The 24,594-nt window shown below is 66.9% G+C and carries 36 protein-coding genes; 2 read left to right on the top strand and 34 right to left on the bottom strand.

Translation table 11 applies throughout. The features are described from left to right. The first annotated feature begins 31 nt into the window (after nt 1-31). Complete coding sequence (locus tag FB381_RS05140) at nt 32-964, top strand: alpha/beta hydrolase (RefSeq protein WP_246087965.1); 933 nt, start codon at nt 32-34, stop codon at nt 962-964. Between the two features lie 60 nt (nt 965-1,024). Next, on the top strand, nt 1,025-2,365 hold the full coding sequence (locus FB381_RS05135; RefSeq protein ID WP_246087964.1) for a cytochrome P450: 1,341 nt from the start codon (nt 1,025-1,027) through the stop codon (nt 2,363-2,365). Between the two features lie 81 nt (nt 2,366-2,446). On the opposite strand, the gene FB381_RS05130 is transcribed toward FB381_RS05135, so the two are convergent. The 34 genes from FB381_RS05130 to rplV form a co-directional block, all read right to left on the bottom strand. Next, entirely contained in the window at nt 2,447-3,055 is a 609-nt protein-coding gene (locus FB381_RS05130; RefSeq protein WP_141779291.1) for a class I SAM-dependent methyltransferase, read from the bottom strand. Beyond that, the gene (gene truA, locus FB381_RS05125; protein ID WP_141779290.1) at nt 3,042-3,920 is read right to left on the bottom strand and encodes a tRNA pseudouridine(38-40) synthase TruA; all 879 of its coding nucleotides are present in this window, start codon (nt 3,918-3,920) and stop codon (nt 3,042-3,044) included. Before truA ends, FB381_RS05130 begins: the two co-directional genes overlap by 14 nt. Before the next feature lie 112 nt (nt 3,921-4,032). Then, complete coding sequence (gene rplQ / locus FB381_RS05120; protein WP_141779289.1) at nt 4,033-4,560, bottom strand: 50S ribosomal protein L17; 528 nt, start codon at nt 4,558-4,560, stop codon at nt 4,033-4,035. A gap of 158 nt (nt 4,561-4,718) precedes the next feature. Beyond that, nucleotides 4,719-5,735 carry a DNA-directed RNA polymerase subunit alpha gene (locus FB381_RS05115; protein ID WP_141779288.1) on the bottom strand — a complete coding sequence of 339 codons (1,017 nt, stop codon included), beginning with the start codon at nt 5,733-5,735 and terminating at the stop codon, nt 4,719-4,721. A 149-nt stretch (nt 5,736-5,884) separates the two neighbouring features. Continuing rightward, the gene (gene rpsD / locus FB381_RS05110) at nt 5,885-6,493 is read right to left on the bottom strand and encodes a 30S ribosomal protein S4 (RefSeq protein WP_141779287.1); all 609 of its coding nucleotides are present in this window, start codon (nt 6,491-6,493) and stop codon (nt 5,885-5,887) included. 34 nt (nt 6,494-6,527) lie between these two features. Further along, the gene (gene rpsK / locus FB381_RS05105; protein ID WP_008361058.1) at nt 6,528-6,929 is read right to left on the bottom strand and encodes a 30S ribosomal protein S11; all 402 of its coding nucleotides are present in this window, start codon (nt 6,927-6,929) and stop codon (nt 6,528-6,530) included. Nucleotides 6,930-7,007: 78 nt separating this feature from the next. Continuing rightward, nucleotides 7,008-7,385, bottom strand: a complete 378-nt coding sequence (rpsM, locus tag FB381_RS05100) for a 30S ribosomal protein S13 (RefSeq protein WP_141779286.1) — start codon at nt 7,383-7,385, stop codon at nt 7,008-7,010. A 183-nt stretch (nt 7,386-7,568) separates the two neighbouring features. Continuing rightward, complete coding sequence (gene rpmJ, locus FB381_RS05095; protein ID WP_141779285.1) at nt 7,569-7,682, bottom strand: 50S ribosomal protein L36; 114 nt, start codon at nt 7,680-7,682, stop codon at nt 7,569-7,571. 29 nt (nt 7,683-7,711) lie between these two features. After that, nucleotides 7,712-7,933, bottom strand: a complete 222-nt coding sequence (infA, locus tag FB381_RS05090) for a translation initiation factor IF-1 (protein WP_011757309.1) — start codon at nt 7,931-7,933, stop codon at nt 7,712-7,714. A 233-nt stretch (nt 7,934-8,166) separates the two neighbouring features. Beyond that, nucleotides 8,167-9,420 (bottom strand): styrene monooxygenase/indole monooxygenase family protein, encoded by a 1,254-nt coding sequence (locus FB381_RS05085; protein ID WP_141779284.1) that lies wholly within the window; start codon nt 9,418-9,420, stop codon nt 8,167-8,169. 38 nt (nt 9,421-9,458) lie between these two features. After that, a complete protein-coding gene (locus FB381_RS05080; RefSeq protein WP_141779283.1) occupies nt 9,459-10,049 on the bottom strand; it encodes a GTP-binding protein in 591 nt (196 codons plus the stop codon). After that, nucleotides 10,027-10,371, bottom strand: coding sequence for a DUF742 domain-containing protein (locus FB381_RS05075; protein ID WP_141779282.1), 345 nt, complete (start codon nt 10,369-10,371; stop codon nt 10,027-10,029). The genes FB381_RS05080 and FB381_RS05075 overlap by 23 nt, the downstream gene beginning before the upstream one ends. Continuing rightward, complete coding sequence (locus FB381_RS05070; RefSeq protein ID WP_141779281.1) at nt 10,368-10,817, bottom strand: roadblock/LC7 domain-containing protein; 450 nt, start codon at nt 10,815-10,817, stop codon at nt 10,368-10,370. The genes FB381_RS05075 and FB381_RS05070 overlap by 4 nt, the downstream gene beginning before the upstream one ends. Before the next feature lie 29 nt (nt 10,818-10,846). After that, complete coding sequence (locus tag FB381_RS05065; protein WP_170225052.1) at nt 10,847-12,190, bottom strand: ATP-binding protein; 1,344 nt, start codon at nt 12,188-12,190, stop codon at nt 10,847-10,849. A gap of 391 nt (nt 12,191-12,581) precedes the next feature. Further along, nucleotides 12,582-13,619 (bottom strand): LLM class flavin-dependent oxidoreductase, encoded by a 1,038-nt coding sequence (locus FB381_RS05060; RefSeq protein WP_141779279.1) that lies wholly within the window; start codon nt 13,617-13,619, stop codon nt 12,582-12,584. Nucleotides 13,620-13,690: 71 nt separating this feature from the next. Beyond that, a complete protein-coding gene (locus tag FB381_RS05055) occupies nt 13,691-14,773 on the bottom strand; it encodes an enterochelin esterase domain-containing protein (RefSeq protein ID WP_170225051.1) in 1,083 nt (360 codons plus the stop codon). A gap of 338 nt (nt 14,774-15,111) precedes the next feature. Next, on the bottom strand, nt 15,112-15,927 hold the full coding sequence (map, locus tag FB381_RS05050; RefSeq protein ID WP_141779277.1) for a type I methionyl aminopeptidase: 816 nt from the start codon (nt 15,925-15,927) through the stop codon (nt 15,112-15,114). A gap of 19 nt (nt 15,928-15,946) precedes the next feature. Next, nucleotides 15,947-16,522 carry an adenylate kinase gene (locus FB381_RS05045; RefSeq protein WP_141779276.1) on the bottom strand — a complete coding sequence of 192 codons (576 nt, stop codon included), beginning with the start codon at nt 16,520-16,522 and terminating at the stop codon, nt 15,947-15,949. Continuing rightward, nucleotides 16,519-17,829 carry a preprotein translocase subunit SecY gene (gene secY / locus FB381_RS05040; RefSeq protein ID WP_141779275.1) on the bottom strand — a complete coding sequence of 437 codons (1,311 nt, stop codon included), beginning with the start codon at nt 17,827-17,829 and terminating at the stop codon, nt 16,519-16,521. The genes FB381_RS05045 and secY overlap by 4 nt, the downstream gene beginning before the upstream one ends. 183 nt (nt 17,830-18,012) lie before the next feature. Next, a complete protein-coding gene (gene rplO / locus FB381_RS05035; RefSeq protein ID WP_141779274.1) occupies nt 18,013-18,453 on the bottom strand; it encodes a 50S ribosomal protein L15 in 441 nt (146 codons plus the stop codon). 1 nt (nt 18,454) lies between these two features. Further along, a complete protein-coding gene (gene rpmD / locus FB381_RS05030; RefSeq protein WP_141779273.1) occupies nt 18,455-18,637 on the bottom strand; it encodes a 50S ribosomal protein L30 in 183 nt (60 codons plus the stop codon). Next, a complete protein-coding gene (rpsE, locus tag FB381_RS05025; protein ID WP_141779272.1) occupies nt 18,637-19,248 on the bottom strand; it encodes a 30S ribosomal protein S5 in 612 nt (203 codons plus the stop codon). Before rpsE ends, rpmD begins: the two co-directional genes overlap by 1 nt. 34 nt (nt 19,249-19,282) lie before the next feature. Then, the gene (gene rplR / locus FB381_RS05020) at nt 19,283-19,666 is read right to left on the bottom strand and encodes a 50S ribosomal protein L18 (protein ID WP_141779271.1); all 384 of its coding nucleotides are present in this window, start codon (nt 19,664-19,666) and stop codon (nt 19,283-19,285) included. Next, a complete protein-coding gene (rplF, locus tag FB381_RS05015) occupies nt 19,666-20,205 on the bottom strand; it encodes a 50S ribosomal protein L6 (protein ID WP_141779270.1) in 540 nt (179 codons plus the stop codon). The genes rplR and rplF overlap by 1 nt, the downstream gene beginning before the upstream one ends. 21 nt (nt 20,206-20,226) lie before the next feature. After that, the gene (gene rpsH / locus FB381_RS05010; RefSeq protein ID WP_141779269.1) at nt 20,227-20,634 is read right to left on the bottom strand and encodes a 30S ribosomal protein S8; all 408 of its coding nucleotides are present in this window, start codon (nt 20,632-20,634) and stop codon (nt 20,227-20,229) included. Nucleotides 20,635-20,717: 83 nt separating this feature from the next. Beyond that, a complete protein-coding gene (locus FB381_RS05005) occupies nt 20,718-20,903 on the bottom strand; it encodes a type Z 30S ribosomal protein S14 (protein ID WP_017932844.1) in 186 nt (61 codons plus the stop codon). Between the two features lies 1 nt (nt 20,904). Then, nucleotides 20,905-21,465: a 50S ribosomal protein L5 gene (gene rplE / locus FB381_RS05000; protein ID WP_141779268.1), complete on the bottom strand. Its 561-nt coding sequence runs from the start codon at nt 21,463-21,465 to the stop codon at nt 20,905-20,907. A gap of 2 nt (nt 21,466-21,467) precedes the next feature. Further along, the gene (gene rplX, locus FB381_RS04995; RefSeq protein ID WP_141779267.1) at nt 21,468-21,827 is read right to left on the bottom strand and encodes a 50S ribosomal protein L24; all 360 of its coding nucleotides are present in this window, start codon (nt 21,825-21,827) and stop codon (nt 21,468-21,470) included. Beyond that, nucleotides 21,827-22,195, bottom strand: coding sequence for a 50S ribosomal protein L14 (gene rplN / locus FB381_RS04990; RefSeq protein WP_008361015.1), 369 nt, complete (start codon nt 22,193-22,195; stop codon nt 21,827-21,829). Before rplN ends, rplX begins: the two co-directional genes overlap by 1 nt. A 181-nt stretch (nt 22,196-22,376) precedes the next feature. After that, a complete protein-coding gene (gene rpsQ / locus FB381_RS04985; RefSeq protein WP_141779266.1) occupies nt 22,377-22,658 on the bottom strand; it encodes a 30S ribosomal protein S17 in 282 nt (93 codons plus the stop codon). A gap of 1 nt (nt 22,659) precedes the next feature. Continuing rightward, nucleotides 22,660-22,902 (bottom strand): 50S ribosomal protein L29, encoded by a 243-nt coding sequence (gene rpmC / locus FB381_RS04980; protein WP_141779265.1) that lies wholly within the window; start codon nt 22,900-22,902, stop codon nt 22,660-22,662. Then, a complete protein-coding gene (gene rplP, locus FB381_RS04975; RefSeq protein WP_141779264.1) occupies nt 22,899-23,321 on the bottom strand; it encodes a 50S ribosomal protein L16 in 423 nt (140 codons plus the stop codon). Before rplP ends, rpmC begins: the two co-directional genes overlap by 4 nt. Nucleotides 23,322-23,324: 3 nt before the next feature. Continuing rightward, the gene (rpsC, locus tag FB381_RS04970; protein ID WP_141779263.1) at nt 23,325-24,152 is read right to left on the bottom strand and encodes a 30S ribosomal protein S3; all 828 of its coding nucleotides are present in this window, start codon (nt 24,150-24,152) and stop codon (nt 23,325-23,327) included. Beyond that, nucleotides 24,152-24,571 carry a 50S ribosomal protein L22 gene (rplV, locus tag FB381_RS04965; protein ID WP_141779262.1) on the bottom strand — a complete coding sequence of 140 codons (420 nt, stop codon included), beginning with the start codon at nt 24,569-24,571 and terminating at the stop codon, nt 24,152-24,154. Before rplV ends, rpsC begins: the two co-directional genes overlap by 1 nt. Nucleotides 24,572-24,594: the final 23 nt, after the last annotated feature.

The following is a 24,594-nucleotide window of genomic DNA, read 5'->3' as shown; positions in this document are numbered from 1 at the left end:
CTTTTTGGCGATTACCGATATGACTTACGCCATGCCTCCGCTCGACAGCCAGATCGCCGACCTGCTCACGTTCTTGGCCAAGGGCCAGCCGCTGGAGTCCCACGACCCGCCGAGCGCCCGAGCGTTGTATCGCGCGATGGCCGTCGACGGACGTCGCGGCGAGCCGCTGATGTCGGTCAAGTCCGTGGAGGAGACCACAATCCCGGGGCCCGCCGGCGACATCCCCGTCCGGGTCTACCGGCCCGCGACGGAGGGCGAGCTGCCGACGATCGTGATGTTCCACGGCGGCGGCTGGGTCGTCGGCGACCTCGACTCCCACGAGAACCAGGCGCGCAGCCTCGCCACCCTCTGTGACGCCGTGGTCGTCTCGGTCGGCTACCGGCTCGCCCCCGAGCACCCCTTCCCCGCCGCGTACGACGACGCCGTGGCCGCGGCCCGCTGGGCGGGAGACAACGCCGCGACGCTGGGCGGTGACGGACGCATCGCTGTCGCCGGCGACAGCGCCGGAGGCAACCTGTCCGCCGTGGTCGCCCAGGTGCTCGCGGCCGAGGGACGCGAGCTCGCCGGCCAGCTGCTGATCTACCCGGCGACCGACATGACCGGCGGATATCCGTCCTATGCCGAGAACGGCCACGGCTACTTCCTGGAGCTGCCCACGATGAAGTGGTTCTCCGACAACTACCTCGGTGCCGTCCACGCCGACCGCGCCGACCCGCGGCTGAGCCCGATCAAGGGCGACCTGAAGGGTCTGGCGCCGGCGGTGCTGGTGACGGCCGAGTTCGATCCGCTGCGCGACGAGGGCGTGGCGTACGCCAAGGCGCTGGAGAGCTCCGGGGTGCCGACCACCTACCACCACTTCGACGGCCTCATCCACGGCTTCTTCGACATGGGGCACCACTCGCAGGCTGCTCAGCGGGCGGTCGAGGAGACCTGCGCGCTGTTCAGGACCCTGCTGCACGGCTGAGCGGCCCCATCAGGGGGATTCCTGATGACCGAGATCTGGTGATGGTCCAGACTGGTCCGCATGCCGATTCCTGCCCAGGTGAGTTCCTTTCGACGGGCGTTGACGCGCCCGCTGACCGAGCGTGTCCGCAAGGTTGCCCTGCAGTTCGCGATGCGGGGCAAGGAGTCACCGATCCCCGACATCACCACGCTGCGCAAGATCCCCGAGCACCTCACCTTCCCACTGCGCCGTGACGGCCTCGACCCGGTGCCGCTGCTGGCCGAGAGCCGCGCCCAGGCACCCGTCACCACGCTCGGCTCGGTGCTGGGCCTCGACATCGTGCTGATCACCGGTCACGCCGAGTCCAAGCAGGTGCTGGCCGACAAGGAGACATACTCCAACGACATGCGCCACCTGCTCGGCACCCGCAAGCGCAGCGACGCCGAAGGCATCGGCGGGCTGGGCATGACCGACCCGCCCGATCACACCAAGCTCCGCGGGCTGCTGACGCCGGAGTTCACCATGCGCCGGCTCGGTCGTCTCAACGAGATGATCGACCGCATCGTCGCCGACGCCCTCGACGACATGGAGGCCAACGGCCCCGAGGTCGACCTCGTGCAGCGCTTCGGCTTCGAGATCCCGTTCCGGGTCATCTGTGAGCTCCTGGGCATGCCCGAGGACGTACGCGACGAGTTCCACGAGCTCGGCATGGCCCGTTTCGACCTCTCCGAGGGTGGCGCAGGCTCGTTCGGCGCCGCCACCGAGACGCGCACCTTCCTGATCGAGCAGGTGCGCCAGCAGCGCGCCGACCCCGGCGACGGCATGATCGGCGAGATCATCCGCAACAAGGGCTCGGAGTACGACGACGTCGAGCTCGGCGGCCTCGCCGACGGCGTCTTCCTCGGCGGCTACGAGACCTCCGCCTCGATGCTCTCGATGGGCGCCTACGTGCTGATGCAGAACCCCGAGGCGTACGAGATCCTGCGCTCGGGCGACAAGGCCGGCGTCGACAAGGTCGTCGAGGAGCTGCTGCGCTACCTGTGCCCGGTGCAGCTCGCCTTCCCGCGGTTCGCCCGCGAGGACCACGACCTCTTCGGCACGCCCGTCAAGAAGGGGGCCGTCGTGCTGGTCAGCCTCACCGGCGCCAACCGCGACCCCGCAGTCGTGCCGAGGCCCGAGCAGTTCGACCTGCGCAACGCCGACACCATGCACTTCGCCTTCGGCCACGGCATGCACCGCTGCGTCGGCGCCGAGCTGGCCCGGATGGAGCTCCGCGCCGCCCTCACCGGCCTCGCCCGCCGCTTCCCCGACCTCGCGATGACCACCGACGACCCCGGCGACCTCGGCTGGCGCGACCTATCGGTCGTCTACAGCCTCGACCGCCTCCCGGTCCGCCTCTCCAAGGACCCCGTCCCCGCCTGACCCTCCGATCGCCGAGTCGGCTCGTTAGAACGCGCCGACTCGACGGGAAATCGTGTCGGAACGAGCCGACTCGGCGAGGGGTCAGCTGCGTACGGTCTCGAGGACTCGGAATCCCTTGGCGCTGCCGATGCGGGTCGTCGGATAGCCCTGGTCGGTGATCCAGCGCTGGAGCGAGTCGCCACCGAGGTTCTTGCCGACGACCATGACCGCGCGGCCCTCGGGGGCCAGGCGCGGGAGCCAGGTCAGCAGGAGCTCGTGGAGGGCCGGCTTGCCGATCCGGATCGGCGGGTTGCTCCAGATCTCGTCGTACGTCTCCCCCGGGTCGACCTGGGCGGGTGTCGCCGCGCGATATCGGCCCTCGAGCCCCAGCTTCGTGGCGTTCTCGTTGGCCAGCAGCACCGCCCGCTCGTTGACGTCGACGCCCGTGACGTGCGCGGAGGGGGCAGCCAGCGCGCAGGCGAGCCCGATGATCCCGTAGCCGCAGCCCAGGTCGAGGATACGGCCGCCGGCGGGCGGGTCGGTCTCCTTGAAGAGCACCGACGTGCCGATGTCGAGGCGTCCCTTGGCGAACACCCCTGACCCGCTGACCAGGTCGAGGTCCATGCCCCACACGGTCGCCGAGAGCGGGATCCGGGCGAACGGCACCGACGGGTCGGCGGAGAAGTAGTGCTCGTCGTCAGTCTCGGTCACGGTCGTTCGCTTCCAGGTCGGACTCGGTCCTGCGGTTCATCGTGCGCTCGTGCTGTGCCGCGAGCATGTCGTCGGGAGGATAGGCGACCTCCTCGAGCGTCAACCCATTGGCCGGAGCGATCGGGATCGACGAGGTCCGGGTGCGCGCGGCCAGCGACACCTTCGCCCAGGCGACGTCTTTGCGCCCCTCACCGATCACCATCAGGCAACCGACCAGCGAGCGCACCATCGAGTGGCAGAACGCGTCGGCGACGACCGTCGCCTCGATGATCCCGTCGTCACGACGGTCCCAGGTCAGCTGTCGCAGGTTGCGGATCGTGGTCGCGCCCTCCCGCGGCTTGCAGAAGGAAGCGAAGTCGTTGAGCCCCACCAGATCCGCGGAGGCGACGTTCATCGCGGAGAGGTCGAGGGGTCGGGTGCGGTAGAGCACCGCGAGGCGCTGCAGCGGGTCGACGAAGGCCGGGTCGTCGACGATCCGGTAGACGTAGCGCCGTGAGAGCGCCGAGAAGCGGGCGTTGAACCCCTCCGGCGCCTCGGTCGCGCGACGCACCCGCAGATCGGCGGGAAGGATCCCGTTCAGGCGGCGCACCAGCGCCTCCAGCGGCGTCTGCTCGGAGCGGCCACGCGAGGACTCCAGGATCTCGGCGTCGATGTCGAAGTGGGCGACCTGTCCGCGGGCGTGCACACCGGAGTCGGTGCGGCCGGCGACCGTCACCCAGACCTGAGCCCGCTCCCCCGTACGCTTCACCCGCAGCGCAGTCCCGAGCGCCTCCTGCAGCTCGCCCTGGACCGTACGCAGCCCCGGCTGGGTCGCCCAGCCGTGGAACGCGGTCCCGTCGTAGGCGAGGTCGATCCTGATACGCACGTGGCTCATTGTCCCAGCAACCCTCGCCGCGAGCGGAATGCGCGACGATACCGCCCGAAAACGGCTGTGGCCCGCCACCCTCACGGGTGACGGGCCACAGACTCAGACCTGATCAGGCCTTGGCGTCCTCGGCGGACTCCTCAGCAGGAGCCTCCTCGGCCGGAGCGGCCTCAGCAGCGGTGTCCTCGGCCGGGGCCTCGGTCTCCTCCACCTTGGTCTCCTCCACCGGAGCCTCCTCGACCGGGGCCTTGGCAGCCGGAGCAGCCTTGGTCTTCGGCTCGTAGGCGTCGGTGACGAGCTCGATCACAGCCATCGGAGCGTTGTCGCCCTTGCGGGGACCGATCTTGGTGATCCGGGTGTAGCCACCCGGGCGCTCCGAGAACTGCTCGGCGATCTCGGTGAACAGGGTGTGCACGACCGACTTGTCGCGGATGGTCTTGAGGACCTCGCGACGGTTGTGCAGGTCACCCTTCTTGGCCTTGGTGATCAGCTTCTCCGCGACGGGGCGGAGGTGCCGAGCCTTGGCCTCGGTGGTGGTGATGCGGCCGTTCTCGAACAGCGCCGTGGCGAGGTTCGAGAGCATCAGCTTCTGGTGCGCGGGCGAACCGCCGAAACGGGCACCCTTCTTCGGGGTAGGCATCCTGCCTGCTCCTTCTCTCCGGCCGTACTAGGTACCGGGGTAGACGCCCAAGTGGGCGATTTTCTTTATGGGTTACGCCGGGCCGCAGCTACGCCGCGACCCTGTGGCGAAGTGTCCGCCCGGCCTCGGGCGTTGCCGCTTGGCCGGGCGTCAACAACTCAGTACTGCTCGTCCTCGACGAACGCGTCGTCGTCATCGTCGCCGTAGGCGGCGAGGGCGGCGGACGGGTCGAAGCCCGGAGCGCTGTCCTTGAGGGACAGGCCCATCTCGTGCAGCTTCAGCTTGACCTCGTCGATCGACTTGGCGCCGAAGTTGCGGATGTCGAGCAGGTCCTGCTCCGAACGCGAGATGAGCTCACCCACGGTGTGGATGCCCTCGCGCTTGAGGCAGTTGTAGGAGCGGACGGTCAGCTGCAGGTCCTCGACCGGGAGGGCGAGGTCGGCGGCGAGCTGCTCGTCGACCGGCGACGGGCCGATGTCGATGCCCTCGGCGTCGACGTTCAGCTCACGGGCCAGACCGAAGAGCTCGACCAGGGTCTTACCGGCCGAGGCGATCGCGTCGCGGGGAGCGATCGACGGCTTGGTCTCGACGTCGATGACGAGCTTGTCGAAGTCGGTGCGCTGCTCGACTCGGGTGGCCTCGACCTTGTAGCTGACCTTGAGGACCGGCGAGTAGATCGAGTCGACCGGGATGCGGCCGATCTCGTTCTCGGCGCCCTTGTTCTGCACGGCGGAGACGTAGCCACGGCCGCGCTCGACGACGAGCTCGAGCTCGAGCTTGCCCTTGTCGGACAGGGTCGCGATCTTCAGGTCGGGGTTGTGCACCTCGACACCGGCCGGCGGCGCGATGTCGGCAGCGGTGACGTCACCGGCACCGGACTTGCGCAGGTACATGGTCACGGGCTCGTCGTGCTCCGAGGAGACGACCAGGCCCTTGAGGTTGAGGATGATCTCGGTGACATCTTCCTTGACGCCCTCGATGGTCGAGAACTCGTGGAGGACGCCGTCGATCTTGATCGACGTGACCGAGGCACCGGGGATCGAGGAGAGCAGGGTGCGCCGAAGAGAGTTGCCCAGCGTGTAACCGAAGCCCGGCTCGAGGGGCTCGATCACGAAGCGGGAGCGGAACTCCTCGACGGACTCTTCCGACAGGGTTGGGCGCTGTGCGATAAGCACTGATTTGTCCTTTCCGGGCCGACCGCTATTTGACGGACCCGAACTTCAAGGGGTGATGACGGAAGGCTGTGGGGGCGGCAAGGCCCCGGCGTACATATTCGAATGTATGTGAACGCCGGGGACTCACCGTGGTTGCTGCGTGGGGTTGATCAGAGCTTCGAGTAGTACTCGACGATCAACTGCTCCTGGACCGGCACATCGATCTGCGCGCGGACCGGGAGCTGGTGAACCAGGATGCGCATCCGGCTCGGGACAGCCTCGAGCCAAGCCGGGACGACGCGCTCGCCGTGGGTCTCGCGAGCCACGATGAACGGGGTCATCTCCAGGGACTTCTCGCGAACGTCGATGACGTCGTGAGCGGTGACCTGGAACGAAGGCACGTTGACCTTCTTGCCGTTGACCAGGAAGTGGCCGTGGACGACCAGCTGGCGGGCCTGACGGCGGGTGCGGGCGAACCCGGCGCGGTAGACGACGTTGTCCAGGCGGCCCTCGAGCAGCTGGAGCAGGTTGTCACCGGTCTTGCCGTCGCGGCGGTGCGCCTCGGAGTAGTAGGAGTGGAACTGCTTCTCCATGACGCCGTAGGTGAAGCGAGCCTTCTGCTTCTCACGAAGCTGGAGGAGGTACTCGCTCTCCTTGATGCGGCCGCGGCCGTGCTGGCCGGGAGGGTAGGGGCGCTTCTCGAACGCCGCGTCGTTGCCGACAAGGTCGACACCGAGACGGCGCGACTTGCGGGTCATGGGTCCGGTGTAACGGGCCATTACTCTTCAGTCTCCTTCGTTGTCTCGGTGGGGATCAAACGCGACGGCGCTTGGGCGGACGGCAACCGTTGTGCGGAGCCGGCGTGACGTCCTGGATGGTGCCGACCTCGAGGCCGATCGCACCCAGCGAGCGGATCGCGGTCTCGCGGCCCGAGCCCGGGCCCTTGACGAAGACGTCGATCTTCTTCATGCCGTGGTCCATCGCACGACGGCCAGCGGCCTCAGCGGCCATCTGAGCGGCGAACGGGGTCGACTTGCGCGAGCCCTTGAAGCCGACGGTGCCGGCCGAGGCCCACGAGATCACCGCACCGGTCGGGTCGGTGATCGTGACGATCGTGTTGTTGAACGTGCTCTTGATGTGGGCTTCGCCCTGAGCGACGTTCTTCTTCTCCTTGCGACGGATCTTCGTCGCACCCTGACGGGTCTTCGGAGGCATGCATTAACTCCTGTGTTGGCTGGTCTGTGTGATCGAGGCGAAGACTCGAGTGATCACGACGCGCTTAGCGCGTCAGCGTCACTTGGTCTTCTTCTTGCCGGCGACGGTGCGCTTCGGGCCCTTGCGGGTGCGAGCGTTGGTCTTGGTGCGCTGACCGCGGACCGGGAGGCCCTGACGGTGACGGCGACCCTGGTAGCTGCCGATCTCGATCTTGCGGCGGATGTCAGCCTGGACCTCACGACGGAGGTCACCCTCGGTCTGGATGCCCTGGGCCTCGATCTCGTCGCGGAGCTTGACCAGCTCGTCCTCGGCCAGAGCGTGCACCCGGGTGTTCGGGTCGACGCCGGTGGCCTCGAGGAGCTTCTGCGAGGTGGTTCGGCCGATGCCGAAGATGTAGGTGAGAGCGATCTCCACGCGCTTGTCGCGCGGAAGGTCAACACCTTGGAGGCGTGCCATTGTGTTCCTTCTGGTTCATCAGAGGTGTCGGTCGGGTCGCGTCCCGGGGTGGCACCCTCGGGCTCCGGCCTCTGTTCCGGAGGTGACTTCGGACCCAGACGAATCTGGTGGAGCGTCCTAGCGACTCGATGCGAATATTCAGTTTGGTCGAGCAGTCCGAGCCAGGGGCTCAGTCGCTCAGCCTCAGCCCTGGCGCTGCTTGTGGCGCGGGTTGGGGCAGATCACCATGACGCGGCCGTGGCGACGGATCACCTTGCAGCTGTCACAGATCTTCTTCACGCTCGGGTTGACCTTCATGTCAGCCCTTTCTTGATCGTCCGGCTTGGTTACTTGTACCGGTAGACGATCCGACCGCGGGTCAGGTCGTAGGGGGACAGCTCCACCACCACGCGGTCCTCGGGGAGGATCCGGATGTAGTGCTGTCGCATCTTGCCGCTGATGTGGGCGAGAACCTTGTGTCCGTTGCTCAGCTCCACGCGGAACATGGCGTTGGGGAGGGCCTCCACTACGGTGCCCTCGATCTCGATCACGCCTTCTTTCTTCGGCATGCCCTCTGCAATCTGTTGGTCGGTCAACTACCGTTCAAAACCACGGATCGGGTGACCCGCAGGCGGTCCGGGAACCTCTCCGAGGAACGGAGTGGACCTCGTGAAGCCATCTGCATGTCTCACCCGCGAGCGCACAGAAGCGCGCTGACCGGGCAGCCGCGAGGCACGACGAGACAGACCCACGTTGGACCGACTACCAAGCCTAGACCCCTAGATCAGCAATGCCCTAATCGTCAAGCCCCGGGCGTCGCGTTGCCCTCGGCGACCTTCGCGACGTACGCGAGCGCAGCGTCCGGATCGCCCAGGAACGGGCCGAGATCCTCGGGGTGCGGGAACAGCCTGGTGAACCGGTCGGCGACCTGCTGGTGCTGGGTGGCCGCGCCGAGCACCTGCTGCACGTGGTCCGGCAGCGGGTTGAGCAGCGCGTCGGTCATGCCGGTGCCGTGCTGGGCACGCTCCTCCCAGAACTTCTCGAAGGTCGCCTCCATCCACTCGGCGTCGAACGGCCGGTCGCCACGGTCGAGGATCGCCTTGGTGTAGATCGAGGCGCAGTGAGCGGCGTTGTTGGAGCCCTGGCCCGCGACCGGGTCGTTGAGCACCACCACGTCGGCCATGCCGAGCACGTAGGTGTCGTCAGCGATCTCGGCGTACGGCTTGCGGATCGTGCCGGGGTAGGAACCGCTCAGCGACGCGCGCGGATCGGTCGGCTCGCACTCGCGCATCAGGTCGGCCTCCCACGGCATGTACTCCTGCAGCACGTGCTGGAGGCGACGCAGATGCTCGTCGGGCTGCGGGCGGTCGAAGAAGCAGTCGAACGGCCCGTCCGGGATCGCCTCGATGAACGCCACCCGGCTCGGCCCCGTCAGCGTCTGGTTGCTGATCACGAACAGCTCGCCGATGCCGGGGACGACGTTGATGCGCATGCTCCCGGCGGGGAAGTCGTCGGGCTCGACCATCCCGTCGAGGTAGATGGCCGAGAGCGCACGACCGGGCTCGACGTACTTGGACCGGACGGGGTCGCGGTCGAAGAGCTCGACGAGCTCGCCCTTGCCCGCCGCGATCAGGCTCAGGTCGTACATCGGCGCCAGGCCGGCCAGGTCGGAGGTCATCACCGGGTGGTAGATGATGCGACCGCCGCGGTCCTCGAAGAGCTCCATCCACGCCGGCATCTTCAGACGCTGGTCGACCGACATCGCGTACGGCTGCCACGGCCCGTCGAACTTCAGCGCACGGACGCCCTTCTCCGGGCTGACCGAGATGCCGACGTCGTGGATGCGGGGCGCCGTCTCCTCCCACAGGTTCAAGTCGTAGGCCCGCTCGGTGTTGAGAGCGGGGTCGAACATGACCTGGGTCGACGTCGGCCAGCCGTCACGGATCTCGTCGGGCGTACGAGCCGACAGGACGGTCACCTCGTAGCCTTCGACCTGAAGGCTGAGGGCGAGCTGCAAGCCCGCCTGGCCAGCACCGACGATCAAGATCTTGCGCAATGGAAACAATGCTCCTTCGGTGTTGAGAAGCTCCCGGCTCAGCTGCCGGCCGGGGTCGACTTCATCGTGTGCGAGAGGCAGGCGACCAGCGTCTTCGCGGTCGCCCTCGGGTCGCGGGCGTCCACAGCCACCAGCGGCGTGCGCTCGTCGAGGCAGAGCGCGTCGCGCACCTTCTCCAGGGAGTGGGTCAGCTTCCCGTCGAACATGTTCACCGCGACGATGAACGGCACCTTCGAGTCGTTCTCGAAGTAGTTGACCGCGGGGAACGACGCGTCCAGACGACGGGTGTCGACCAGCACGACAGCACCACTGGCACCGCGGCACAGGTCGTCCCACATCGGCCAGAACCGGGGCTGCCCCGGGGTGCCGAACAGGTAGAGCATCAGGTCGGGCGCAAGAGTGACCCGGCCGAAGTCCATCGCGACAGTGGTCGTGGTCTTCTCGCTCGAGTCGTCGAGCGGGTCCACCGACTTGCCGGCCTGCGTCATCCACGCCTCGGTGTTGACCGGAGGGATCTCGGAGACGGACGCGACCATGGTCGACTTACCGACGCCGAAACCGCCTGCGATCACGAGCTTGGCAGAGGTGACGGTCGGCCCGGGACGGTCAGGCGAGCTCGGAAAGGCCATCGATAACTCTCTTCAACAGACGGTGGTCGAACGGGGAGTCATAAGCCCCGTCATTGATCTGCAGGTGCTCGGTCGAAGCCAGGTCCTCGAGCAGCACGCGGGTCACACCGAGAGAGATACCGCTGTGTGCGGACAGCTCGGCGACCGACTGCGGCCCGAGACGTACGCGGTCATAGAGCTTGCGTGACTCCGGCGCCAGCTTCGCGGCAGCGCGAGCGTCGAAGTGTGGCGCCGACACCAGCGTGTGCACGAACAGCTGATGCTTGGTCTGGGTGCGCCCACCGGTCAGCACGTACGGACGAACCCACGGGTTCGAAGTCAAGCCCGCCCCCCGGACATCGAGGTCACCGTCATCTGTCGCAGCTCGTCGCGCATCTGCGGGGTGAGCACGTGGCCGACGGCGTCGACCATCTGAGCCATCCGGTGAGCGACCACGCCCAGGTTGGCGCCGGCGCCGACGAGCACTGCGAAGCCGGCCAGATCGCCGATGCCCATGAACAGGAAGTGCCCGGTGTGGAACTTGAGCATCACCTGGTCGCAGCCGGGCTCGCCGACCTCACGCGCGATGTTGTTGCCGAGGCTGATCACGCCGGCGGTCATGGCGGCGAGCGGGTCGGCGACGTTGGCGGACATGCCGCCGGCACCGATCAGAGGGAGCCCGTCGGAGGAGACGATGAGGGCGTGCGTCACTCCCGGTGTGGAACTGGCGAAGTTGTCGATCAGCCAGCTGAATTCCGTGGGGTCGCGGGGGACGACCGGGCTTTCCATTACGACAGGGTTCCTTTCACTGCTGGGCCTTAGCGGCCGATGGAGAACGCGTCCAGGTCGTCGGCAAAGGAGTGCCGGGCCGATGACTGGTCCTCGGGCGAGGCCTCTGGGGTCTGTGGTGCTTCGGCCGGTTCACGCAGCGAACCTCCGTCTCGCAGGCTGACCGGCTCCCGGCGCGGGAGCGCCCCGGACTCTACTTGGCCATCCGGCTCCGCGGGCGCCGAGGTCCCGTCCGTCTCGCCCGCCTCGTCGGGGACCGGGAGCGGCGTCTTCATCGTGTCGGCGGAGATGTCGGGCGAGGGCTGCTGCACAGGAGGGGGCGCGAGCTGGGCCGACGGCAGGCGCATCGGCCTGGACGCTGGGCTCTGGTGCGATTCGCGGCTCGGCTCCGGGCTGGGCTCCGGCGCGGCGCCGGTCGCAGCGCCGGTCGAGGAATCCGGCAGCGGCTGACCGGAGTCCGGCAGCGGCTGACGCATCGGCAACGCCCGCTGTGAACCGGTCTGCGGGTCTCCCTGAAGACCGGGCTGCGGCCGCTGCAAGGGCCTCGGACGCGGGGCCTGCTGCGGGGCCTCCTGCGAGGTCTGCTGCGGGCCGCGGTGACGCTGTGCGGGCAGGACCGAGATGCTGCCCGCGCCCGTGCTTGCGCTCTGTCGCGGCGCCTCCGCGCGCTCGACCGGCGCGACCGGCAGCTCGCACAGCAGCTGGGCAGGCACCGTCACCATCGCGATCATGCCGTTGCCGGGCGCCGGCCTGGTGGCCAGGCGTACGTCGATGTCGTACTTGCGAGCGATGCGGTGGACGACGGGGAAGCCCGTGTGGCTCCCGGACTTGCTGACCAGCTCGACGATCGGGCCGGCCAGAAGCGCGTTGAGGCGGCCCACCGACCGCTCCGGGATTCCGATGCCGGTGTCCTCGATGCGGAACAGCACGCTGCCCGCATCGGCCAGGTGGACGTTGACCGTCACCTTTCCCGGCGAGTACTTGGTCGCGTTGTCGAGCAGCGCGGCCACCAGGCACGCGACGTCGTCGGCCGCGTAGCCGATCACGGCGAGATCGCTGACCCGGCCGATGGTGACCTGGTTGTAGCGCTCGATGCTGGACAGACCGATCCGGATGATGTCGAGCAGCGAGGTGTCGGTGCCGCCCATCTCTTCCTCGGAGCGCCCGGCGAGGGTGCGCAGGTCGCGGCTCGCGCGGCGCATCCGGGTGACCGCATGGTCGACCTCGTAGAGCTTCCGCAGCCTGTCCGGGTCGTCCTCGTCCGCCTCGAGCCCGTCCAGCGAGATACGCATCTGCTCGGCCAGGCTGATCATCTGCAGGCCGAACTGCTCCATGATCTCGGGCCAGGCCTCGTCGTCCTCCTGCGGCGACACGGACGGTGTCGAGGAAGGCTCGACGGATGGCGGCAGCTGCTGGTGCGTTGGTCCGGCGTTGAGCTGGCCGGCGTTCGGTGGCACCGACGCGTAGCCCGGTGCCTGAGAGACGGTCGGTGGGAATGAGCGAGCACGACCCGGATCTGACTGCTCAGAGAGCGTCTCAGCCTGGGGTGCCCGGCGCTTCAACCAGCGCAGGCTCCAGCGTGTCATGAGGCGGCACTTTCAACTGTGGAAAAAGAAACAGAGCGGTGAAGATATTGGCACAACGGTGCGCGAGCGTACCGAGACGAGCCACGAACCAGACAGTGTCCTAGGTCCTGGGACCCAACTTGTTCAGGCGCGCCGTCGGCCTCACGACGATGTCTGCCAGTGCTCAGTCTGCCAGTGCTCAGCCTGCCAGTAGACGCAAGGTCTCCTCACGGGTGGGGGCGGTGCGCGGGTCGCTTCCCTCGTAGGCGGACCCGACAGGGTTCACCATCACCTCGTCGACACCGTAGTCGTCGGCCATCCCGGCCAGGCTCGCCTTCGCGTACGCGGCCGAGCCGATCACCCAGCGCGACCGCATGGTGTCGATGAGCCCCTGGTGGGCCTCCGGGATCTCGGTCTTCTCAGCCTCCTCGATGCTGGGCTGCGCGGTCAGCGGCTGGCCGGTGCGCAGGTTGAGCATGGTCAACAGCTGCGGCAGCGCCCGCCGGTCGGCCTCCTCTGCCGTCTCGGCCACGCTGGCGTTGACCGTCAGGAACGTCTTCGGCTCGCTGAGCAGCTCCGAGGGCTGGAAGGTCGACCGATAGAGCTCGATCATCGCCTTGGTGTCGGTGGCGTTGCCCGCGAAGTGATGGGCGAAGACGTACGGCAGGCCCTTCTGTGCCGCCAGCCGGGCCGAGAAGTCGGAGGAGCCGAGCAGCCAGAGCTCGGCGACCGACTCGGCGGACGGCGTGGCGTGCAGGACGTGCTGGCGGCCACCTGCCATCAGCCCGACACCCTGGGGCGCCATCATCGCGGCGATGTCGTCGAGATACTCAGGGAAGCGGTTGACCGCGTCGTCGGTGACTCCCCCGGCGCCGTGGCGCAGGGCCCACGAGGTCACCGGGTCGGTGCCGGGCGCGCGCCCGATGCCGAGGTCGATCCGCCCCGGGAAGGCGGCCTCGAGCAGTGCGAACTGCTCCGCGACCACCAGCGGCGCGTGGTTGGGCAGCATCACTCCCCCGGACCCGACCCGGATCCGCTCCGTCGCACCGGCGACCAGCGAGATCAGCACCGGCGGGTTCGTCGACCCCACGGCCGGCATGTTGTGGTGCTCGGCCAGCCAGTAACGCTGATAGCCCAGATCGTCGGCCACCTTGGCCAGCGACAGGGTCGCGGCCAGGGCATCTGCGGAGGATTGGTCCTTGCGGACCGGGACGAGGTCGAGAACGCTCAGCTTCACGTGAACACTCAACCCCCGCCGAACCGTGACTTATTCCGAGCGAGACAGCAACCGCGCGAAGCGCGGAGAGGTCAGGAGGGCGGCAGCAGGGCGCGGAGACCGTCGGCGACGGCCGAACGCCACCAGGCGTAGTCGTGGCCGCCGTTGTGCTCGGCGGAGGTGACATCGATCCCGGCCGCGCGCAGACGGTCGACGAGGTCGTGGTGGAGCTCGTCGAGCACCCACTCCTGGGTGCCGTGCGCGAGGTGCACGCGCGTCTTGGAGTCGGCGGTGACCGCGTCGGCGAGGTCGTCGAGCCACAACGACGCCGACTGGCTGGCGACGCCGTGGATGAGATCGGGGTAGGTCAGACCGGCGCGCAGCGCGGTGACACCGCCGAGGCTCTGCCCCACGACGTAGGTCTCCTCGGAGACCGCACGGCGCTCGCGCACCCACGGCAGCAGCTGGTTGACGATGTAGTCGGCGCCCTCGCCGCCGGCGAGCTCCTCCCACCGCTTGTCGCGGCCCCCGGAGGCGGGCAGGACGCAACGTACGTGGCGGAGGTGGCCGTCTGCGATCAGGTTGTCGAGCGTGGTCGGCAGCGAGTGGTGGTCGGTCCAGATCTCGCCGTCGAGCGCGACCACGAGGGGCAGGTCGACGTTGGGCCCGGCGCCGGCCGGGTCGTAGAGCCAGACGTCGCGGCCGTCGGGGCCCGCTTCCAACGTCACCGTGCCGGCCACGACGTCGTCACGCCGGAAGAGCCACGGCTGCAGCGACGCGTCGGGGAGCGAGACCACCGACTGCTTGATGCCCTGCCGGTTGTGGCACCAGTCGGGGTTGAGCGGGTCGATGTAGCCACGGTCGAGCACCGCACGCAGCTCGATCTGCCCCTCGGCCTCCCAGGGGGCCTGCTCCCCCGGGTGCTTGCACAGGAAGGAGTAGGAAGCCCGCCAGTCGCTCCGCATCAGGAACGAGGCATGCCACAAGTCGGTGCCCTCTTTGCGCTCGAGCATCGTGTCGCCGGGATGGCGCTCGTCGGTGAGCCGGTTGGCATAGAGGAGCACCTCCTCGGCCTCGGCGTCGCGCCAGCAGAACGTGACGATCACGGCGTCGCCCTCGTCGGCGCCCGTCTCCTCGATGAGTGGGGTCGAGGTGGCGATCTGGTCCCAGAACATCTCGATGTCCTCAGGACTGAGACGATCGATGATCGCGCTTCGCGTACGTGCAGATGGATTGGGTCGCGCCGCTTTCGACGGCCGCAACTGCGTGCTCATCCGGTTCTTTCCTCCCGAGCGCGAGGCACTCCCTGTCCCCGCGGGCTGACCAAGTTACTCACAGTCGGGGCGACATGCGAGGTCCAAAGGTCTCTTTCTCTGTCAACTGATAGGTGATGTCGCATATCCGCTAGTGAATCGCACGGAAAGCGCCAGAAACAGTCAGTTTCCGCTGGTTGTCGGTCCACCTGGTGGCACGAAAGAGCGAGCGACCACGCTTGCCCGCCTCTGCCTCCGGCTCAGTGCCCGCCCCAGGGCACACCGAGCTTGCCGAGCATCTCCTCGCCGCCATCGAGGGCGGTGAGGACCCAGGCACCGTCGGGCGTCAGCGCGAAGGTGTGCTCGTAGTGGGCGGCCCAGGAGCCGTCGTCGGTGACGACGGTCCAGTCGTCGTCGAGGGTCGTGACCTCGTGGCCGCCGAGGGTGAGCATCGGCTCGACCGCCAGCGCGATGCCGCGTTGCAGCTTCGGGCCCTTGCCAGGCTTGCCGTAGTTGAAGACCGACGGCTCCATGTGCATCTCGGTGCCGATGCCGTGCCCGCTGAAGTCCTCGAGGATGCCGTAGTCGCCCTGGGAGTCGACGTGGGTCTCGACCGCGTGGGAGATGTCGGTGACCCGGCCGCCCAGGCGCGCGGCCGCGATGCCGCGCCACATGGACTCCTCGGTGACCCGCATCAGCTCGGAGACCTCGTCGGGCACAGATCCCATCGCCACCGTGATCGCGGCGTCACCGTGCCAGCCGTCGACGATCGCGCCGCAGTCGATGGAGATGATGTCGCCGTCCTTCAGCGTCCGGGAGCCCGGGATGCCGTGGACGACGACCTCGTTGACCGAGGCGCAGATCGAACCGGGGAAGCCGTGATAGCCCTTGAACGAAGGAACGCCACCGCGGGACCGGATCGAGTCCTCCGCGATGGCGTCCAGCTCGAGAAGGGTGACCCCGGGCCGCGCAGCGGCCCGGAGCACCTCAAGCGTCTCCCCGACCACCAGGCCGGCAATACGCATCTTCTCGATCTGTTCAGGGGTCTTGATCTGGATGCTGTTCAAGAAACCCATGGATTCAGAGTATTTCAGTTCAGGATTCGGGGATGATGTCGAGCTCGTCGAAGATGCGCTTGGTGACGTCGTCGACCTCACCCATGCCGTCGATCTCGTGGACCAGCCCGCGACCCTTGTAGACCTCGATCAGCGGCGCCGTCTCCTCGAGGTAGACCTCCTGGCGCCGGCGGATGACGTCTTCGGTGTCGTCGGCACGGCCCTCGACCTCGGAGCGCTGGAGCAGCCGCTGCACGATCTCGTCCTTGTCGACGGTCAGCACGACCACGGCGTCCAGCGCGTGGCCGGTGAACTTGATCATCCCGTCGAGCTCCTCGACCTGCGCGAGGGTGCGCGGGTAGCCGTCGAGGAGGAAGCCGTGGGATGCGTCGGGCTCGTCGATGCGGTTGCGAACCATCAGGTTCGTCACCGAGTCCGGGACGTACTCTCCCTTGTCCATGTAGGACTTCGCCTCGAGACCCAGTGGCGTGCCCTGGGAGACATTGGCGCGGAAGATGTCGCCGGTCGAGATCGCGGGGATCCCGAAGTGCTCGGCAATGAACTTCGCCTGGGTGCCCTTGCCGGCTCCCGGCGGGCCCATGATGATCAGTCTCATCGGAGGAACCCTTCATAGTTGCGCTGCTGGAGCTGGCTCTCGATCTGCTTCACCGTGTCGAGAGCGACACCGACCATGATGAGGATCGAGGTGCCACCGAAGGGGAAGTTCTGGTTCGCCCCGACGAGCGCAAGAGCGATCAACGGGATGAGTGCGATCAGACCGAGGTAGAGCGAGCCCGGCAGCGTGATACGGGACAAAACATAGGACAGGTAGTCCTCGGTCGGCTTCCCGGCCCGAATTCCTGGGATGAAGCCGCCGTATTTCTTCATGTTGTCGGCGACCTCCGGTGGGTTGAAGGTGATCGACACGTAGAAGTAGGTGAAGAAGATGATCAACGCGAAGTACGTCGCCATGTAGATCGGGTGGTCGCCCTTGACGAAGTAGTTATTGATCCAGTCGACCCACATCGGCGGGTTCTTCGCGTTCTGGTTGAACTGAGCAGCCATCGCCGGCAGGTAGAGCAGCGAGGAGGCGAAGATGACCGGGATGACACCGGCCTGGTTCACCTTGAGCGGGATGTAGGTCGAGGAGCCGCCGAACATCTTGCGGCCGACCATCCGGCGGGCGTACTGCACCGGGATGCGGCGCTGAGCCTGCTCGATGAAGATGACCGCGGCCATGATCGCCAGACCGATGACCAGCACGATCGAGAAGGTCCACCAGCCCTTGTCGTTCTTGACCGCCCACATCGTGGCCGGGAACGTGGCGACGACCTGGGTGAAGATCAGGATCGACATGCCGTTGCCGATGCCGCGCTCGGTGATCAGCTCACCGAGCCACATGATGACCGCGGTGCCGGCGGTCATGGTGACGACCATGACCAGGAAGGTCGCGGTGCCGTCGTCGTGGAGCAGCGGCTTGGAGCATCCCTGGAGCAGGTCGCCCGAACGAGCCAGCGCGACGATGCCGGTGGCCTGCAGCACGGCCAGGCCGAGAGTCAGGTAGCGCGTGTACTGAGTGATCTTCGTCTGACCCGCCTGGCCCTCCTTCTTGAGGGCCTCCAGACGGGGGATCACGACGACGAGCAGCTGCAGGATGATGCTCGCGGTGATGTACGGCATGATGCCGAGCGCGAAGATCGTCAGCTGCAGCAGGGCGCCGCCGGAGAAGAGATTCACCAGGTTGTAGAGCCCGGCACTGTCACCACTCTGGGCGGTGTCAAGACACTGCTGGACGTTCGCCACGTGAACGCCAGGAGCAGGGATCTGAGATCCTGCCCGGAAGATCACGACGATCAGGAGAACGAAGAGCAGCTTCTTGCGCAGGTCCGGTGTACGGAACGCTGAAGCGAACGCGCCAAGCACGAATGGTTCCTCTTTCGACAATCAGGGGTCGCAGGGCCTGCGCCGATGCGAAAACCCGTGGAAGCCTAACAGCCGCCACGAAGGGTCGTGAACATAGGGCCTCAAACGTCGAGAGCGCGGACGGGACCCATCAGGGCGACCCGGCCGCGCTCCCACGAGACAGGCTCTACGTTAGTAGAACTGTCAGAGCACCGTGACAGTTCCGCCAGCGGCCTCGATCTTCTCCTTGGCAGAGCCGGAGAAGGCGTTGGCGCTGATCTCGACCTTGACGGACAGGTCGCCCTGGCCCAGGACCTTGACCGGGTGGCCCTTGCGGACAGCACCCTTCTCGATCAGGGTCTCGGGGGTGACGACGCCGCCCTCAGGGAACAGCTCGTTGAGCTTGTCGAGGTTGACGACCTGGAACTCCACCTTGAAGGGGTTCTTGAAGCCCTTCAGCTTGGGGAGCCGCATGTGCATCGGGGTCTGGCCACCCTCGAAGGCAGCCGGGACCTGGTAACGGGCCTTCGTGCCCTTGGTGCCTCGACCGGCAGTCTTGCCCTTCGAAGCCTCACCACGACCAACACGGGTCTTGGCCTTCTTGGAGCCGGGAGCCGGCGCCAGGTTGTGCACCTTGAGTGCCATATCAGTCGACCTCCTCGACCGTCACCAGGTGACGGACGGTCTGGACCATGCCGCGGATCTCCGGGCGGTCCTCCTTGACGACTACGTCGCCGATCCGCTTGAGACCGAGCGTACGCAGGGTGTCCCGCTGGTTCTGCTTGAGACCAACGAGGCCCTTGTTCTGCTTGACCTTCAGCTGTGCCATCAGACCGACACCTCCGCCGCGGGCGCCTGAGCCTCGGCCTGCGACTTGAGCAGCGCCTCCGGAGCAACGTCCTCGACCGGGAGACCACGACGGGCGGCGACGGCCTCGGGCTGCTCGAGCATCCGCAGGGCCTCCACCGTCGCGTGGACGATGTTGATCTGGTTGGACGAACCGAGCGACTTGCTCAGCACGTCGTGGATGCCGGCGCACTCCAGGACCGCACGCACCGGGCCACCGGCGATAACACCGGTACCAGGGGCGGCCGGACGGAGAAGGACCACACCAGCGGCCTTCTCACCCTGCACCGGGTGCGGGATCGTGCCCTGGATGCGGGGAACGCGGAAGAACTGCTTCTTCGCTTCCTCGACACCCTTGGCGATCGCCGCGGGAACTTCCTTCGCCTTACCGTATCCGACGCCGACCAGACCTTCACCGTCACCGACGATCACGAGGGCGGTGAAGCTGAAGCGACGACCACCCTTCACGACCTTGGCGACGCGGTTGATCGCAACGACCTTCTCGATGTAGGCGGTCTTGTCGGCACCTTGGTTGCGACGGTCGTCGCGACCTCGGCGCTCGCCACCACGCTGTCCGCGCTGGGCTCCGCTCATGAGACTCTTCCTCTACTCTCTTCAGCTCTTGCGATCAGAAGGCCAGACCGCCGTCGCGCGCGCCGTCAGCGAGCGCGGCAACACGGCCGTGGTACTTGTTACCGGCACGGTCGAAGACGACCGTCTCGACGCCCGCGGCCTTGGCGCGGGAGGCGACCAGCTCGCCGACCTGCTTGGCCTTGGCGGTCTTGTCACCCGAGGCGGACCGCAGGTCGCCCTCGATGGTCGAGGCCGACGCAAGCGTCTTGCCGGCCAGGTCGTCGACGACCTGGGCGGTGATGTGCTTGGACGACCGGGTCACGACGAGGCGCGGGCGCTCCGGCGTACCGTCGATCCTCTTCCGACCGCGGGCCTGACGACGCAGACGCGAACGGACACGGGAAGCGGTGTGCTTGTTGTTCGACAGCGAGATGGCCATCACTTACCAGCCTTTCCGACCTTGCGGCGGATGTTCTCGCCGGCGTAACGAACGCCCTTACCCTTGTAGGGCTCCGGCTTGCGCAGCTTGCGGATGTTGGCCGCAACCTCACCGACCTGCTGCTTGTCGATGCCCACGACGCCGAGCTTGGTCGGACCGTCGGTGGTGAAGGTGATGCCCTCAGGAGCGTCGAAGACGATCGGGTGCGAGTAGCCCAGCTGGAACTCCAGCTTGGTCGGGCCCTTCGGCAGGACGCGGTAACCCACGCCGACGATCTCGAGCTTCTTCTCGTAGCCCTCGGTGACACCCAGGACCATGTTGTTGACCAGCGTGCGGGACAGGCCGTGCAGCGACCTGTTGTCCCGGCTGTCGTCGGGGCGCTCGACGTCGAGGACGCCGTCACCCTTCGTGACCGTGATCGGGGTGGCCACAGTGTGCGACAGGGTGCCCTTGGGGCCCTTGACCGTCACAGTCTGGCCGTCGATGGTGACGTCCACGCCGGCCGGAACCTGGACGGGGAGCTTGCCAATACGCGACATTTCTTCTTCTCCCTTCCCTGGTTACCAGACGTAGGCGAGGACTTCCCCACCTACGCCCTTCTTGTTGGCCTGGCGGTCGGTCAGCAGCCCCTGGCTCGTCGAGATGATCGCGACGCCGAGGCCGCCGAGCACCTTGGGGAGACCGGTGTGCTTTGCGTAGACACGCAGGCCGGGCTTGCTGATGCGGCGTACGCCGGCGATCGAGCGCTCACGGGTGCGGCCGTACTTGAGGGTGATCGTCAGCGTCTTGCCGACCTCGCCCTCGCCCGGCTCCGCCACCTCGTACTTGGTGATGTAACCCTCCTGCTGGAGGATCTCAGCGACGCCCTGCTTCAGCTTGCTGTACGGCATCGAAACCGTATCGTGGAACGCCTGGTTGGCGTTGCGCAGACGAGTGAGCATGTCTGCGATCGGGTCAGTCATCGTCATTGGCCGAACGGCCCTTTCTCGTAGTGGTTTCCACCGAACAGCTTCGGCGGACCTTCAACGTCAGTGGTTGGAACGGTGATCGCTCACCAGGAGGACTTGGTGACGCCGGGCAGCTCGCCCCGGTGGGCCATCTCGCGCAGGCAGATTCGGCACAGGCCGAACTTGCGGAACACGGCCTTCGGGCGGCCGCAGCGCTGGCAGCGGGTGTAACCGCGAACCGCAAACTTCGGCTTGCGGGCGGCCTTCACCTTGAGAGCGGTCTTCGCCATCTCAGTTCTCCTTGAACGGGAAGCCGAGCGCCTTGAGCAGCGCGCGACCCTGGTCGTCGTTGGTGGCAGTCGTCACGAGGGTGATGTCCATGCCCCGCGAGCGGTCGATCTTGTCCTGGTTGATCTCGTGGAACATGACCTGCTCGGTGAGACCGAAGGTGTAGTTGCCGTTGCCGTCGAACTGCTTGCCGTTGAGACCGCGGAAGTCGCGGATACGGGGCAGGGCGAGCGACAGCAGGCGGTCGAGGAACTCCCACATGCGGTCGCCGCGCAGCGTGACGTGCGCACCGATCGGCATGCCCTCACGCAGCTTGAACTGCGCGATGGACTTCTTCGCCTTGTTGATCAGCGGCTTCTGGCCGGTGATCGCGGTCAGGTCGTTGACAGCGCCCTCGATCAGCTTGGAGTCGCGAGCAGCCTCGCCGACACCCATGTTGACGACGATCTTGGTCAGACCGGGGATCTGCATGACGTTCGAGATCTCGAACTCCTTCTGGAGCTCGGGAGCGATCTCGTCGCGGTACTTCGTCTTGAGGCGCGGGGCCACAGCGGTGTCGGTCATGATCAGATGTCCTTACCGGTCTTGCGCGAGATGCGAACGCTACGCTCAGCGGCGTACGTCGAACCGTCGGGGCGACGCTTCTGAACCGTCTCGCGGCGGAAGCCGACGCGAACCGGGTCGTTGCCCTCGAGCAGCTGAACGTTGGAAACGTGGATCGGGGCCTCGGTGGTCACGATGCCGCCGGTGGTGCCGGCGCGACCGCCCTGGTCCTGGACCTTGGTGTGCTTCTTGATGAGGTTGATCCCCTCAACGATGACACGGTCCTCCTTGGTGAGGACAGCGATCACCTTGCCGGAGCCGCCCTTGTCCTTACCAGCGATCACCTTGACGGTGTCGCCCTTCTTGATGTGCGAGCGACCCATCAGAGCACCTCCGGTGCAAGCGAGATGATCTTCATGAACTTCTTGTCGCGCAGCTCGCGGCCGACCGGGCCGAAGATGCGGGTGCCTCGCGGCTCGCCGTCGTTCTTGAGGATGACGGCGGCGTTCTCGTCGAAGCGGATGTACGAGCCGTCGGCGCGGCGGCGCTCCTTGACGGTGCGCACGATGACGGCCTTGACGACGTCACCCTTCTTCACGTTGCCACCGGGGATAGCGTCCTTGACGGTGGCGACGATGGTGTCGCCGATGCCGGCGTAGCGACGACCAGAACCACCGAGCACACGAATGCAAAGGATCTCCTTCGCACCAGTGTTGTCGGCGACCTTGAGTCGCGACTCCTGCTGGATCATTACTTCTCCTTGTCGAGCTGGTTCTCTCTCCGCTCATGGCGGAGGAGCCTTGCCGAACGTAATGGGATTTGATGGGCACAGGCCCAGCGAACAATGGTCGCTGGACCTGCACCCTTTGGTCAATTTGGCGACCTGGAAATGCCCAGTTCACCAGCCGGATCCGTCTCCTAGGAGACGAGGATCACTTGGCGCGCTCGACGACCTCGACGAGACGCCACCGCTTGGTCGCGGACAGCGGCCGGGTCTCCATGACCAGGACGCGGTCGCCGACGCCGGCGGTGTTCTGCTCGTCGTGAGCCTTGAGCTTGCTGCTACGACGCATGACCTTGCCGTAGAGCGGGTGCTTCACGCGGTCCTCAACCTCGACGACGATGGTCTTGTCCATCTTGTCGCCGACGACGAGGCCCTCACGCACCTTGCGCGTGTTGCGCTCGGTGGTCTCCTGGGTTGACTCAGTAGCCATCTCAGGCCTCCTCAGTGGTCTCGGCACCCGGGGTCACGCGAATGCCGAGCTCGCGCTCACGCACCACGGTGTAGATCCGGGCGATGTCCTTCTTGACGGTGCGGAGCCGACCGTGGCTCTCCAGCTGGCCGGTGGCCGCCTGGAAGCGGAGGTTGAACAGCTCCTCCTTGGCCTCGCGCAGCTTCGACTCGAGGTCGACGTCGGTGAGCTCGTCCAGCTCGAACGCCTGCAGAGAGTTGGTCATGAGAACTCACCAGCCTCTCGCGTGATGAAACGGCACTTCATGGGCAGCTTGTGGATCGCGCGGCGCATCGCCTCGCGAGCCGTGGACTCGTCGACACCGGAAAGCTCGAACATGACACGGCCGGGCTTGACGTTGGCGACCCACCACTCGGGGGAACCCTTACCGGAACCCATGCGGGTCTCGGCAGGCTTCTTGGTCAGCGGGACGTCGGGGTAGATGTTGATCCACACCTTGCCGCCACGCTTGATGTGACGAGTCATCGCGATACGCGCCGCCTCGATCTGGCGGTTGGTCACGTAGTGACCCTCGATCGCCTGGATGCCGAAGTCACCGAAGGCAAGCTTCGTGCCACCCTTGGCAACGCCGGTGCGCTTGGGGTGGTGCTGCTTGCGGTGCTTGACTCGACGGGGCATCAGCATGGATCAGCCCTCCTGGGTCGTGGTCTCGGCGGCGGGAGCCTCAGCGGCAGCCGGCGCCTCAGTCTTGGCCGCGCGGTCGGCGCGGTTGGGGCGGTCCCCGCGGGATCCACGCGAGGGACGGTCGCCACGGCCGCCACGGCGGTCGTTGCCACCGCGACCCGGGACGCCCGCACGGGCGGCCTGGGCAGCCTGACGCTCGGCACGCGAGCCGGCGACCTCACCCTTGTAGATCCAGACCTTCACGCCGATGCGGCCGAAGGTCGTACGAGCCTCGTAGAAGCCGTAGTCGATGTCGGCACGCAGCGTGTGCAGCGGGACGCGACCCTCGCGGTAGAACTCCGTACGCGACATCTCCGCGCCGTTGAGACGACCCGAGCACTGGATCCGGATGCCCTTGGCACCGGAGCGCATGGTGGTCTGCATGGCCTTGCGCATCGCGCGACGGAACTGCACGCGGCCGCTGAGCTGCTCGGCAACACCCTGGGCGACCAGCTGAGCGTCGACCTCGGGGCTCTTGACCTCGAGGATGTTCAGCTGGACCTGCTTGCCGGTGAGCTTCTCCAGCTCGGTGCGGAGGCGGTCGGCCTCGGCGCCGCGGCGACCGATCACGATGCCGGGACGCGCGGTGTGGATGTCCACACGGACGCGGTCACGGGTGCGCTCGATCTCGACCTTGGCGATGCCGGCCCGCTCCATGCCCTTGCTGAGCAGCTTGCGGATCTTGACGTCCTCGCCGACGTACTCCTTGTACTGCTTGTCGGCGTACCAGCGCGACTTGTGGTCGGTCGAGATGCCCAGGCGGAAGCCGTTGGGGTTGATCTTCTGACCCATTAGTTCTTTCCGCCCTTCTCGACGACGTCCGCCGGCTGCACGACCAGGGTGATGTGCGAGGTCCGCTTGTTGATGCGGGTCGCACGACCCTGGGCGCGGGGACGCCAGCGCTTCATGGTCGGACCTTCGTCGACCATGGCGACCGAGACGACGAGGTCGTCACGGTCCAGACCCTCGGCCGACACCGCGTTGGCGATGGCGCTCTCGAGGACCTTGTAGACAGTCTCGGAGGCTGCCTGCGGCGCGAACTGCAGCAGGGACAAAGCCTCGTCGACGGGCAGGCCGCGGACCAGGTCGACGACCCGGCGTGCCTTCATCGGGGTGATCCGCACGAAGCGGGCACTCGCGAAGGCACCCGGCTGGTCGCCGAGGAGCGACTCGCGGCGGGCGCTGACGCGCACACGCTCGGTGGTGCTCATTCTCGTTCTCTCCAGATTCCTAG

The organism is Nocardioides albertanoniae (genome assembly GCF_006716315.1).
Classification (GTDB): domain Bacteria; phylum Actinomycetota; class Actinomycetes; order Propionibacteriales; family Nocardioidaceae; genus Nocardioides; species Nocardioides albertanoniae.
The sequence above is the reverse complement of the archived record's forward strand: the minus strand, read 5'-3'. Positions and strand labels throughout refer to the sequence as shown.